The 11,699-nt window shown below is 68.8% G+C and carries 12 protein-coding genes and 1 pseudogene; 5 read left to right on the top strand and 8 right to left on the bottom strand.

Annotated elements, in window-relative coordinates; genetic code table 11:
• Nucleotides 1-114: 114 nt before the first annotated feature.
• Together JYK04_RS33100 and JYK04_RS33095 are read left to right on the top strand one after the other, a co-directional pair.
• Nucleotides 115-1,392, top strand: a complete 1,278-nt coding sequence (locus JYK04_RS33100; RefSeq protein WP_189740608.1) for a GDSL-type esterase/lipase family protein — start codon at nt 115-117, stop codon at nt 1,390-1,392.
• 175 nt (nt 1,393-1,567) lie between these two features.
• Nucleotides 1,568-2,032 (top strand): SRPBCC family protein, encoded by a 465-nt coding sequence (locus JYK04_RS33095; RefSeq protein ID WP_189740605.1) that lies wholly within the window; start codon nt 1,568-1,570, stop codon nt 2,030-2,032.
• On the opposite strand, the gene JYK04_RS33090 is transcribed toward JYK04_RS33095, so the two are convergent.
• Nucleotides 2,013-2,402 carry a VOC family protein gene (locus JYK04_RS33090; protein WP_189740602.1) on the bottom strand — a complete coding sequence of 130 codons (390 nt, stop codon included), beginning with the start codon at nt 2,400-2,402 and terminating at the stop codon, nt 2,013-2,015. The two genes, JYK04_RS33095 and JYK04_RS33090, sit on opposite strands and share 20 nt — an antisense overlap.
• Before the next feature lie 131 nt (nt 2,403-2,533).
• Here JYK04_RS33090 and JYK04_RS42195 point away from each other — a divergent pair, with 131 nt between their 5' ends.
• Nucleotides 2,534-3,508: an MTH938/NDUFAF3 family protein gene (locus JYK04_RS42195; RefSeq protein WP_308431060.1), complete on the top strand. Its 975-nt coding sequence runs from the start codon at nt 2,534-2,536 to the stop codon at nt 3,506-3,508.
• A gap of 89 nt (nt 3,509-3,597) precedes the next feature.
• Here JYK04_RS42195 and JYK04_RS33075 read toward each other — a convergent pair whose 3' ends face one another.
• The 7 genes and pseudogenes from JYK04_RS33075 to JYK04_RS33045 form a co-directional block, all read right to left on the bottom strand.
• Nucleotides 3,598-4,995 carry a nucleobase:cation symporter-2 family protein gene (locus JYK04_RS33075; protein ID WP_189741383.1) on the bottom strand — a complete coding sequence of 466 codons (1,398 nt, stop codon included), beginning with the start codon at nt 4,993-4,995 and terminating at the stop codon, nt 3,598-3,600.
• A gap of 374 nt (nt 4,996-5,369) precedes the next feature.
• Nucleotides 5,370-6,773, bottom strand: a complete 1,404-nt coding sequence (locus tag JYK04_RS33070; RefSeq protein ID WP_189740599.1) for an 8-oxoguanine deaminase — start codon at nt 6,771-6,773, stop codon at nt 5,370-5,372.
• 190 nt (nt 6,774-6,963) lie between these two features.
• Nucleotides 6,964-7,887 (bottom strand): factor-independent urate hydroxylase, encoded by a 924-nt coding sequence (pucL, locus tag JYK04_RS33065; protein ID WP_189740596.1) that lies wholly within the window; start codon nt 7,885-7,887, stop codon nt 6,964-6,966.
• A 1-nt stretch (nt 7,888) separates the two neighbouring features.
• Nucleotides 7,889-8,278: a hydroxyisourate hydrolase gene (uraH, locus tag JYK04_RS33060; RefSeq protein ID WP_189740593.1), complete on the bottom strand. Its 390-nt coding sequence runs from the start codon at nt 8,276-8,278 to the stop codon at nt 7,889-7,891.
• Between the two features lie 2 nt (nt 8,279-8,280).
• On the bottom strand, nt 8,281-8,796 hold the full coding sequence (uraD, locus tag JYK04_RS33055) for a 2-oxo-4-hydroxy-4-carboxy-5-ureidoimidazoline decarboxylase (protein WP_189740590.1): 516 nt from the start codon (nt 8,794-8,796) through the stop codon (nt 8,281-8,283).
• 192 nt (nt 8,797-8,988) lie between these two features.
• Nucleotides 8,989-9,348, bottom strand: a pseudogene (locus JYK04_RS33050) (helix-turn-helix domain-containing protein); the annotation flags it as partial.
• A complete protein-coding gene (locus JYK04_RS33045; RefSeq protein ID WP_150260218.1) occupies nt 9,345-9,596 on the bottom strand; it encodes a thiamine-binding protein in 252 nt (83 codons plus the stop codon). The gene JYK04_RS33045 and the pseudogene JYK04_RS33050, both read right to left, overlap by 4 nt.
• Nucleotides 9,597-9,721: 125 nt before the next feature.
• Between JYK04_RS33045 and JYK04_RS33040 the strand changes: the two genes are divergently transcribed.
• Nucleotides 9,722-10,555: a TIM barrel protein gene (locus tag JYK04_RS33040; protein WP_189740584.1), complete on the top strand. Its 834-nt coding sequence runs from the start codon at nt 9,722-9,724 to the stop codon at nt 10,553-10,555.
• 75 nt (nt 10,556-10,630) lie between these two features.
• The gene (locus JYK04_RS33035) at nt 10,631-11,521 is read left to right on the top strand and encodes a 2-hydroxy-3-oxopropionate reductase (RefSeq protein ID WP_189740581.1); all 891 of its coding nucleotides are present in this window, start codon (nt 10,631-10,633) and stop codon (nt 11,519-11,521) included.
• Nucleotides 11,522-11,699 lie beyond the last annotated feature (178 nt).

Below are 11,699 nucleotides of genomic sequence, written 5' to 3'. Positions count from 1 at the left end.
GGCCGTTTGCGTTCCACAACAGGAAGAGCGGGGTCCCGAACGACCGGTCGGTCGTTACTCGTTCGTAACGTAACTGTACCTAGCGGTAACAAGTGGGCCCGTGTCACCTTTCCGATGCCACCGGCCGGCGGTACCCCCACTTCCCAGCCACGCGACGCAGTCGTCGCCGACTTCGGCGTGGCCGAACGCAGGAGTTCCGCAGTGATCGGATTCCGCAACGTCAGCAAGGACCGGGACCGCAGTCGGGTGCGACGGCTGGCCGGGGCCGCAATGGCCGTGCCGCTCGCCGCCGGCGCACTGCTGGCCGGCGGGGCGGGCACCTCCGCCGCCAGCCCGGGAACCGGACCCACCGCCGTGGTGTCCATGGGCGACAGCTACATCTCCGGCGAGGCCGGGCGCTGGAAGGGCAACAGCCTGACCAACAGCGGCAGCCGGAACGGGACCGACCGGGGCTGGATCAGCGGCAGCACCTACGACCCCGCCAAGGTCTACGGGACCACCGCCGGCGGCTGCCACCGCTCCGACTCCGCCGAGGTGCGCAGCGCCGGGGCGATCGCCGACGTCGCCGTGAACCTCGCCTGTTCCGGGGCGGTCTCGGACAACGTGTTCCGCGCCTCCAACGGCGGCGTCGCCTACAAGGGCGAGGCCCCGCAGGCCGATCAGCTCGCCGCGGTGGCCGCGAGCCACGACGTCAAGGTCATCGCCCTGTCCATCGGCGGCAACGACCTCGGCTTCGCCGACATCATCACCGACTGCGCGCTCGACTTCGTCCTCTGGAACTCGTACTGCTACGACGACCAGCAGTCCGGCGTCGACCAGAAGATCGATGCGGTCATGGGCAAGGTCGGCAAGTCCGTGGACGAGATCCGGGCCGTGATGCGCGCGGCCGGGTACGCGGACTCCTCGTACCGGATCGTGCTGCAGTCCTACCCGTCGCCGATCCCGCGCGGTGCGGAGAACCGGTACACGCAGAGCGACTGGAGCCGGCTCAACACCGGCGGCTGCCCCTTCTGGAACCGGGACTCGGACTGGGCGCGGGACTCGCTCGTGCCGCAGATAGCGAACCGGATCAAGGGCGTCGCGGCGGCCAAGGGCGTGCAGTTCCTGGACCTGCGGGACATGATGCAGGGCCGTGAGGTGTGTGCGAAGGCGAGCAAGCAGGTGAGCTCCACGATGCCGGCCTCGGCGAAGACGAGCGAGTGGGCGCGCTGGATCGACAACAACGAGACGCAGGGGCTGATCCAGGAGTCCATGCACCCGAACTACTTCGGCCAGCTCGCCGCGGGGCGCTGCCTGGCCCTGGTCGTCGCCCAGCCCGCGAGCTCCGGCTTCAGCTGCAAGAACACCGCGGGCGGGGACCAGACGGGCATGTTCCTGACCCCTGCCTCCTGAACGGGAACCGCCGTCGGGGCTCCACCGGGCGACGCGGCCCGGTGGAGCCCCGTGGGCCCGTTCGGGTCAGTGGGACTGCGCGAACGGCCCTGCGGCGCGAGTCTGGGGGTGACGGACGGGGCGACGGACCGCGGGCCCGACGCGGCGCGCCGCATCCGGAAGGAGCGTGATCGGTGTGGCCCGCAACCGCCGCCTGATCCTGAGCACGCCGTCCGAGGTCTGGCGCCTGCTGTCCGACGGCCACCGCTACGGCGAATGGGTCACGGGAACCCAACAGGTCCTCGCCGCGGATCCGCACTGGCCCGACGTGGGGGCCCGGCTGAAGGTCCGGGTCGGCGCCGGCCCCCTCACCCTCGACGACACGTGCGTCGTCCGCCGGTGCGAACCGCAGCGCCGCCTGGAGCTGGAAGCCAGGGCGGAACCCTTCGGCGCGGCGCGCATCGCCATGCGCCTGGACCCCTGGGGCGAGAACACCCTCTTCACCCTGGACTGGCACCCGCTGCGGGGACCCGGCACCCGGATGCACGGCCTTCCCGTGGACTACATCGTCGCCATCCGCAACGGCATGATGCTGACGAAGCTCGCCAGGATCGCGGTCCGCGAGCACGCCGACGCGCGGGTCACCGGTCGGGGGCCGTGAGCACCGACAGGATGTTGCCCGCCGGGTCCTTGAACCAGGCGATGGTGGGCATGCCGTCCTCGCCGTGCACGATGCCCTTGGCGTCCGCCTCGAAGCCCTCGTAGCGATCGAAGGCGACGCCGCGCGCCGTGAGCTCGTCCACGGCCCGTTCGACGTCGTCCACGGGGAAGTTCAGGATCGTGCAGTTCGCGGGCCGGTGGTCCTCCTTCGGGTAGACCATGATCGTGGTGCCGCCCGCGAGGTCGAGGCGGAGCAGGCCCATCTCCTCGTCCTCGGAGACGCCCAGGCCGAGGGTCGTACCGTAGAACTCCTTGGCCCGTTCCAGGTCGTCGACCGCGAATCCGCTGAATGCCCTGCTGTTTTCGAACATGCCGGTTCCTTCGGTCCGGGGGCACCCCCGCTTCCCATGGTCCCTCCGGGACGGCCGGGCGTCGATTCCGCAGGCCGGCGCCCGGCGGAAATCAGGTGATCGGCGCGAGGGGGGCTGGCATGCTCGGGCGCATGGCAGCACGTGGCGCACGTCCCAGTCTCTACATCTCCGTCGACATCGAGGCCGACGGGCCCATTCCCGGACCGTATTCGATGATCAGCTTCGGGGCCTCGGTCGCGGGCCGCCAGAACGGCGCCTCGTATACGGCCGCCGATCCGGAACAGCTCACCTTCTACCGGGAGTTGCGGCCGATCAGCGAGGAGTTCGTGCCCGAGGCGCTGGCTGTGAGCGGGCTGGACCGCGACCTCCTGGTGCGGGAGGGCGCCGATCCGGCGGTGGCCATGGCCGAGTTCCGCTCCTGGGTACGGGAGGTGTCCGCGGGGGCGCAGCCGGTGATGTGCGGCTACCCGGCCTCCTTCGACTGGACCTTCCTGTACTGGTACCTGATCCGGTTCGGCGGGGACAGCCCCTTCGGCCACTCCGGCTGTCTGGACATGAAGACCCTCTACGCCACGAAGGCCCGGGTGCCGCTGCGGGCGGCGGTCAAGGGCCGGATGCCGCGCGAACTGCTGTCGCGGCGCCGCCACACCCACCACGCCCTGGACGACGCGATCGAACAGGCCGAGCTGATGAGCAACTTGATGCTGTGGAGCCCTCCCCCGGTGCCCGCCCCGGCCGCCGGCGGCCGGTCCCCGCGCATCACCCACCTCTCGTGGGGTCGCATCGAGGCCGAAGGGCTCGCTCCCGGCAAGGACTTCAGGCTCTACCCGGGCGGTGGCCGCCCCTGGGACTGGTCCGAGCACGGTACGCGGCACGATCCCGGCATCCAGCCGCAGGAGGTACGCGAGTTCCTCGAACTCGGGGTGACGGCGGTCGTGCTCACCCAGGGCATGGAAAGGCGCCTCGGGGTCGTACCGCAGACGCTGGAGGTGCTCCGGGCGGCCGGGGTCGAGGTGCACGTGGCGGAGACGGCCGAGGCCGTGGAGATCTACAACCGGCTGGCCGCCACCGAGCGGGTCGCCGGCCTCTTCCACTCGACCTGCTGAGCCGTGCACGCGGCGGCGGCGCGCACGCCACACCCGCAGTGGGTGGCGTGCGCGCCGCCGCCGCGTGCGCCCGGGCGGGTGGCCCGGTGTCAGTGCACCGGTACCGGGTCGGCCGCGGCCCCCGAGGCCGCGCCCTTCCTGGCACCGAGGTGGTTGAAGGCCAGGTTCAACAGGATGGCCACCACGCACCCGGTGCTGATGCCGGAGTCGAGGACGACCAGCAGATCCTTCGGGAAGGCGTGGTAGAACTCCGGCGCAGCGATGGGGATCAGGCCGATGCCCACGGAAGCGGCGACGATCAGGGCGTTCTCGCCCTTCTCCATGGCCGCCCCGGCCAGGGTCTGGATGCCGCTGGCCGCGACCGAGCCGAAGAGGACGATGCCGGCGCCGCCGAGGACCGGCAGCGGGACCACTCCGATGACGGAGGCGGCCATCGGGCACAGGCCGAGCAGGATGAGGATCCCGCCGCCCGCGGCGACGACGAAGCGGCTGCGGACCTTGGTCATGGCGACCAGTCCGATGTTCTGGGCGAAGGCGCTGCACATGAACCCGTTGAAGAGCGGGCTGATCGCGCTGCCGAGGGTGTCGGCGCGCAGGCCGCCCTCGATGGTCCTCGCGTCCGCCGGACGGCCGACGATCTTGCCCAGGGCCAGGATGTCGGCGGTGGACTCGGTCATGCAGACCAGCATGACGATGCACATCGAGATGATCGCCGCGACCTGGAACTGCGGGGCGCCGAAGTGGAAGGGGGTCGGGAAGCCGACCACCGACGCGTTCTTGACGGCGTCGAAGCTGGTCATGCCGAGCGGGAGGGCGATGAGCGTGCCGGCGACCAGGCCGAGGAGGATGGATATCTGCTGGAGGAAGCCGCGCAGGAACTTGCGCATCAGCAGGACGATCACCAGGGTGGCGGCGGCCATGCCGATGTTCTGCATGGAGCCGTAGTCGGTGGCGGTGCGGTTGCCGCCCTGTGACCAGTTGAAGGCGACGGGCAGGAGCGAGACGCCGATGAGGGTGATGACCGTACCCGTCACGACCGGTGGGAAGAAGCGGACGAGTTTGCCGAAGTAGGGGGCGGCGAAGAAGCCGATGACTCCGGCGACGATGATCGCGCCGAAGATGACGGGGACGGCGTTCTCCCCTTCCCCCTTGCCGATCGCGATCATCGGGGTCACACCGGCGAAGGAGACGCCGTTGACGAAGGGGAGTTTGGCGCCGATCTTCCAGAACCCGAGGGTCTGGAGGAGGGTGGCGAGGCCTGCGGTGAAGAGCGAGGCGCCCATCAGGAAGGCGGTCTCGGTGGCGGAGAGCCCGACGGCCGGACCGACGATCATGGGCGGGGCCACGACACCCGCGTACATGGCGGCCACGTGCTGGAGACCGCTCGTGAACATTTTCAGCGGAGGCAGGGTCTCATCGACCGGATGCTTCTCCTCCGGTACTGCGACTGCATCTGCATCTTTGCGAAACCTGGGCGCCTGGGCCACGGCTTCCTCCGTTCGGTTGAACACGCCGGCAGGGGCGTGGTGTCTTGGAGGTGGTGCGAAAGCGGTGCGAGTCGAGCCTGTATGCAGTTGTGGTGGTGCGAATACTTGTCCCAAGGGGTGCGGAAACGATTCGCCCGATCATCGGTTCCGCGCTGCGGTCCAGCTCGGGACCCCGGCGCGAGCCGGACCCGATCGTGAGCTGGGGGTGCCGCGGCAAGGGCGCGAGCTGCGCGCCGCGGACTGGTTGCACGAGTCACCGCCCCCGGGGCGCCTTCGGATCTCCTCAGGCGCTACCCGGGAACGGCTGCCACGGACCCCGCTCGGGTCCGCGGCCGCCGGCCGGGGGCCGTCCCCCCCGGCCGGACTCCGTGGGATCAGGCCTGCGCGGAGATCCGCGCGAGGCGCTGGGCCTCTTCCCGGGTGGACACGGCGATGGCGTCCTCGTCGGCGAAGAGGAGACGGTTGTTCTCGACGATCTGCTTGCCGTTGACGAACGACGCGGTGACCGGGGCCGCCGCACCGAAGACCAGCGCGGTGACCGGGTCGGCGATCGAGGAGTGCAGGAAGGTGTTCAGGTTCCACAGGACCAGGTCGGCACACTTGCCGACCTCCAGCGAACCGATGTTGTCGGCACGGCCGAGGACCTGGGCGCCGCCGTAGGTACCGAGGCGCAGGGCCTGGCGCGCGTTCAGGGCGCGCTCGCGGTGGACCGGGTTCAGGCGGTTGATCAGCAGCGCGTTGCGCAGCTCGGTGTGCAGCTCACCGGACTCGTTGGAGGCGGTGCCGTCCACGCCGAGGCCGACCGGGACACCGGCGGCGAGCATGTCCGGGACGCGGGCGATGCCGGCGGCCAGACGGGCGTTGGAGGACGGGCAGTGCGCGACACCGGTCTTCGTACGGGCGAACGCGGCGATGTCGGAGTCGTTCATGTGGACGCTGTGCGCCATCCACACGTCCTCGCCGAGCCAGCCGGTCGACTCGAAGTAGTCGGTCGGGCCCATGCCGAAGAGCTCGTGGCAGAACTTCTCCTCCTCGACGGTCTCGCTGCCGTGCGTGTGCATGCGCACACCGAGGCGGCGGGCCAGCTCGGCACCCTGCTTCAGCAGCTCGGTGGAGACCGAGAAGGGGGAGCACGGGGCGACGGCGACCTGGGTCATCGAGTCGAAGGAGGCGTCGTGGAACTTCTTGACGGTCGCCTCGGTGTCGGCGAGCGCGCCTTCGAGGGTCTCGACGGCGTGGTCCGGCGGCAGGCCGCCGTCCTTCTCGCTGCGGTCCATCGAACCGCGGGCGAGGGTGAAGCGGACACCCATCTCGGACGCGGCGCGGATGATCGAGCCGGACAGGTCGCCGGAGCCCTTGGGGAAGACGTAGTGGTGGTCCATCGCGGTGGTCACACCGCCCTTGGCCATCGCGGCGAGGGAGCCCTGCGCGGCCGTGTACGTCATCTGCTCGTCGATGCGCGCCCACGTCGGGTACAGCGCGACGAGCCAGTTGAAGAGGTTGTGGTCGGTGGCCAGACCACGCGTGATCCACTGGTAGAAGTGGTGGTGGGTGTTGACCAGACCGGGGGTCACGAGGTGCCCGGTGCCGTCGATGCGGCGGACTACGTTGTCGAGGTTCTCGGGGGCCTTGCCCGCGCCGATGGACTCGATCCGGTTGCCGGCGATGACGATGTGACCCGAGGCGTACTCGGTGTCGTTCGCGTCGACGGTCGCGATCGCACAGTTCTCGATGACGATGCGCCGGGCGGCGCTGTCATGGGCTGCCGATGCTGCCATGGGACTTCCTCGTGCTTTCAGTGGCGGTGCGGGCACGGCAAGGCCCAGGAGATTTGAGTGCCGGAGCCGGGGGCCTTGACAGCTGACAGTACTGCCGCCCCGTGTGATACGTCCGGGTGCCGATTCAGGAAGCTTGGGGGTGTCGCGCGGTCCCGGGGCCACTGCGGAGCCCCGGGACGCGCGTGCCGCGTCAGAGGTTGGTCATGTCCACGGGGATACGGGCGTCGACGCCGTCCCGGAGAACAGTGGCCTCGATCAGACCGTACGGACGGTCCGCGGCGAAGTACACCTCGTTGTCGTTCTTGAGGCCGAAGGGCTCCAGGTCGACCAGGAAGTGGTGCTTGTTCGGGAGCGAGAAGCGGACCTCGTCGATCTCCGAACGGTGGTTGATGATGCGCGAACCCATCTGGTACAGGGTCTGCTGCAGCGACAGGGAGTAGGTCTCCGCGAAGGCCTGCAGCATGTGCTTGCGGACCTCGGCGTAGGACTTCTCCCAGTTGGGCATCCGCTGCTCGTCGTCCGACCAGTTGAAGCGCCAGCGAGCCGACACCTGGGTGGCCAGGATGCGGTCGTAGGCCTCCCTCAGCGTCGTGTACTTGTCCTTCACGTAACCCCAGAACTCGGAGTTCGTGGAGTTCATGACGACGAGGTCCTTGAGGCCGGAGATGACCTCCCAGTTCGTACCGTCGTACGTGATCTGGGTGACGCGGGTCTCCATGCCCTGGCGGACGAAGGAGTGGTTCACCTCGTCGGAGCCGATGAACTTGGAGTTGGCGTCCGAGGTGGCGATCCGGTCCCAGGCGTACTCCTCGATCCGGATGCGCGCGCGCTTGATCGGCTCCTGGCTGGTGACGAACCAGCGCGCCAGGTGGATGCCGAACTGCTCGGCGGACTCGATGCCGTACTCCTTGGCGAACGCGTACACCGTGTTCTTGGTGGTGTCCGTCGGAAGGCAGTTGGCGTTCGAGCCGGAGTAGTGGACGTCGTCCATGTCGCCGGAGAGGGCGACCGAGACGTTCAGGTCCTTGATGTGGTGCGTGTCGCCGTCCCGCGTGATCTTGACGACGCGGTTCTCTGCTTTGCCGTACTGGTTCTGGCCCAGAATCGTGGCCATGCTAGCTCCCTCGGTAAACGGAGTAGCCGAACGGGTTGAGCAGCAGCGGTACGTGGTAGTGCTCGCCCGGGTTCACCGCAAAGGTGATGGTGACCTCGGGGAAGAACGCACCGCTGTCCCTTACGCGGGGGGCGTCCTGCTGCGCCTCGGCTTGCTTCTTCTCGAAGTACGTCTCGGTCTCGAAATCGAGACGCACGTGTGTGGTGCCCTCCGGCAGCGCCGGCAGGTCCTTGCAGCGCCCGTCCGCATCGGTGGCGGAGCCGCCCAGGGCCGCCCACTCGCCGCGCAGGCCCGTGCGGGCCGACAGGGAGATGGCGACGCCCTCGGCGGGCTTGCCGATGCTGGTGTCCAGGATGTGCGTGGACACCGACGCGATGGTCTCGGTGCTCATGGTCACGCTCCTTCTGCGAGTTCGACGAGGCGGGTGAGGCGGATCTTGTTGATCTTGACGAGCTCGCCGCGGGCGATCTCCCGCTCCTGCTCCGGCGAGTTGTCGATCCGGACCTTGACCGCGTCACGCATGAACTCACCGGTCGCACCGGTGGCGCAGATGAGGAAGACGTGGCCGAACTTGTCCTGGTAGGCCAGGTTCAGTTCGAGGAGCTCGTTCTTGAGCTCCTCCGAGGCACCGGCCATGCCACGCTGCTCGCGGGCGGAGGTCGGGTCTCCCGGCTTCGGCCGGCCGATCGGCGCGTGGCCTCCCATCGCTTCGCCCAGGTCGTCCGCGGTGAGCTCCGCCATGGCGGCTTCGTTCGCGGCGAACAGGGACTCTGCGGTGGCGAAGGGGCGCTGGGCGAGCATCTTGCTCCCCCACGCCGAGCTGGCGCACACCTCGTGCAGCTCGGCCGTGGCCGCGCTGTCGTCCAAGGCGTTGAACCGGGTGAGACCCGGGGTCGGACTCGAAGTCACGGTAGGCCTCCGTGGCCTGTTGTTGCTTTGACGGGCTGCGCATAGCTAACGCCCTCGACAACACGGCGTCAACACTTTGTTGAAACTTCCCGTACACAAAAGCCGCCGCCCGGGTGAATTGGGCGGCGGCTCGTCACCGTGAGTCAGGCTGCATTCACTCCCGGCTGCTCTTGCCCGCCCCTTCGGGGTGCCCGAATCCCGGTTCAGGTAGTTGTAGACGGTGAAGCGGCTGACACCCAGAGCGCCCGCGACCGTTTCCACGCCGTGCCGTACGGAGAAGGCGCCCCGCGCCTCCAGTATCCGTACGACGTCCTGCTTGGACTTCCGGTCGAGCTGCGCCAACGGTACGCCGTACCGCCGCTCCAGGGCCGCCAGGATGTGGTCCAGCGAGTCCGAGAGCTGCGGCAGGCGCACGGCCAGCAGGTCCTGTCCCTCCCAGGTGAGCACGACGTCGTCGGGCTGCGCCAGGGCGGGATCCATCAGCTCACCGCCCATGGCGTCCACCAGCGGCTTGACCGCTGCGACGAAGGGGTGGTCGCGGGGCTCGGTCATGAGACCTCCTCCCCGATCACATTGACCTGGAGCGAGACGCGCGTGGCGCCGGCCTCCAGGGAGTCGCGCAGCAGTGCCCCCACCGCGGCCAGCACCCGGTCGGCCTCACCCTCGGCGGTGTTGCCGAACGGGCCGACGTCCACCGCGTCCAGCTGGGCCTTCTGGATGACCTCGCGGGCCGCCACGGCATGGGCAGGAGCCTCTTCCAGATCGAAGGGCTCGGTCGTGAACTCCACTCTCAATCGCACGCCGTCAAGCTACCCCGCGGTCTGGATTTTTCGGCAGTCCGCACTTGACATCCACGCAGAACCCCATGCAGTCTTCCATCAAGCAGAAAATAACTTCCGCAATACGGAAGGAGCGCACACCCCTCATGGGATACACGGACCAGCGCTTCGATGTGAACCTGTCGATCCTCTTCACGGAACTCCCGCTCCTGGAGCGCCCCGCGGCCGCCGCCGCGGCGGGCTTCACGGCGGTCGAGCTGTGGTGGCCCTGGATCGAGACCCCCACCCCCGCACAGGAGGAGCTCGACGCCCTCAAGAAGGCTCTCGAGGACGCCGGCACCCAGCTGGTGGGACTGAACTTCTACGCCGGCCAACTGCCGGGTCCGGACCGCGGCGCGGTCTCGGTGCCCGGTGCGGAGTCGGAGCGCTTCAACGCCAACATCAACGTGGCCGCGGACTTCGCGGCCTCGGTCGGCTGCAAGGCGCTGAACGCCCTCTACGGCAACCGCGTCGAAGGCGTGGAGCCGGCCGTTCAGGACGAGCTCGCCCTGAAGAACCTGGTCGTGGCGGCCCAGGCCGCGGACCGCGTCGGCGCGATCCTCCTGATCGAGACCCTCAACAAGCCCGAGTCGCCGCTCTACCCCCTGGTGAGCGCACCGGCCGGCATCGAGGTCGTGGACAAGGTGAACGAGGCCACCGGCCTCGGCAACGCCAAGTTCCTGCTCGACCTGTACCACCTGGCGATGAACGATGAGGACCTCTCCGAGGTCATCGAAAAGTACGCCGCCAAGACCGGGCACGTCCAGATCGCGGACAAGCCGGGACGCGGTGCCCCCGGCACCGGCGAGCTGCCCCTGGAGGAGCTGCTCGACCAGCTGAAGAAGGCCGGGTACGAGGGCTACGTAGGCCTGGAGTACAAGGCCGCCGACGCTGCCGCTTCCTTCGCATGGCTGCCGGCCGAGGCCCGCGCCGCGAAGTAGGCGGACCAAGTCCGGGCGATCAGCCAGGCACTTCACGAACTTTTCGTACAAAGCATTAAGAGAAGGACCCTCATCATGAGCAACCTCCCCAAGATCGCCTGGATCGGTCTCGGAATCATGGGCTCCCCCATGGCCGAGAACCTCCTGAAGGCCGGCTACTCGGTCACCGGCTTCACCCTGGAGCAGGACAAGCTGGACCGTCTGGCCGCCGCCGGCGGCAGCGCGGCCGGCTCGATCGCCGAGGCCGTGGCGGACGCCGACGTCATCATCACGATGGTGCCCGCCTCCCCGCAGGTCGAGGCCATCTCCTACGGTGAGAACGGCATCCTGGAGAACGCGAAGTCCGGCGCGCTGATCATCGACATGTCGTCGATCACCCCGCAGACCTCGGTCGACCTCGCGAAGAACGCCGCCGCCAAGGGCATCCGCGTCATCGACGCCCCGGTGTCCGGCGGCGAGGCCGGCGCCATCGAGGCCGTCCTGTCGATCATGGTGGGTGGCGAGCAGGCCGACTTCGACGAGGCCCTGCCCATCCTCGAGGCCCTCGGCAAGGTCATCGTCCTGTGCGGTCCGCACGGCTCCGGCCAGACCGTGAAGGCCGCCAACCAGCTCATCGTCGCGGTGAACATCCAGGCGTGCGCCGAGGCCGTCGTCTTCCTCGAGAAGTCCGGCGTGAACCTGCAGGCCGCCCTGGACGTCCTCAACGGCGGCCTGGCCGGCTCCACGGTGCTGACCCGCAAGAAGGACAACTTCCTGAACCGCGACTTCAAGCCCGGCTTCCGGATCGACCTGCACCACAAGGACATGGGCATCGTCACCGACGCCGCCCGCAACGTCGGTGCGGCCCTTCCGGTCGGCGCGGTCGTCGCCCAGCTGGTCGCCTCGCTGCGCGCCCAGGGTGACGGCGGCCTGGACCACTCGGCCCTGCTCCGTGCCGTCGAGCGCCTCTCCGGCGCTCAGATCTGAGCACTCCCCCTCTCGCGGGGGACCTGAGTTTCCGGATGGCGCCGGCGCTGACACCTGTCCTGTCGCGCCCAAGCGCCGGCGCCGTCCGGATCACCACTCACTCTTCAACTTCGTTCAACAAACTGTTGACGTTTAGTTCTCGCCGAAATTAGGCTGTTCCGCATGACGGAAGACGCTT

Origin of the sequence: Streptomyces nojiriensis (genome assembly GCF_017639205.1) — a bacterium.
GTDB classification, from domain to species: Bacteria; Actinomycetota; Actinomycetes; order Streptomycetales; family Streptomycetaceae; genus Streptomyces; species Streptomyces nojiriensis.
Note: the sequence above shows the minus strand (reverse complement) of the source record. Positions and strands in the feature narration are given on the sequence as shown.

Bases quoted from the DNA above. Each gene is read 5' to 3' on its own strand.
- JYK04_RS33100 (WP_189740608.1), top strand. From the start codon at position 115: ATGCCACCGGCCGGCGGTACCCCCACTTCCCAGCCACGCGACGCAGTC.
- JYK04_RS33090 (WP_189740602.1), bottom strand. From the start codon at position 2,402: ATGTTCGAAAACAGCAGGGCATTCAGCGGATTCGCGGTCGACGACCTG.
- JYK04_RS42195 (WP_308431060.1), top strand. From the start codon at position 2,534: ATGGCAGCACGTGGCGCACGTCCCAGTCTCTACATCTCCGTCGACATC.
- JYK04_RS33070 (WP_189740599.1), bottom strand. From the start codon at position 6,773: ATGGCAGCATCGGCAGCCCATGACAGCGCCGCCCGGCGCATCGTCATC.
- pucL (WP_189740596.1), bottom strand. From the start codon at position 7,887: ATGGCCACGATTCTGGGCCAGAACCAGTACGGCAAAGCAGAGAACCGC.
- uraH (WP_189740593.1), bottom strand. From the start codon at position 8,278: ATGAGCACCGAGACCATCGCGTCGGTGTCCACGCACATCCTGGACACC.
- JYK04_RS33040 (WP_189740584.1), top strand. From the start codon at position 9,722: ATGGGATACACGGACCAGCGCTTCGATGTGAACCTGTCGATCCTCTTC.
- JYK04_RS33035 (WP_189740581.1), top strand. From the start codon at position 10,631: ATGAGCAACCTCCCCAAGATCGCCTGGATCGGTCTCGGAATCATGGGC.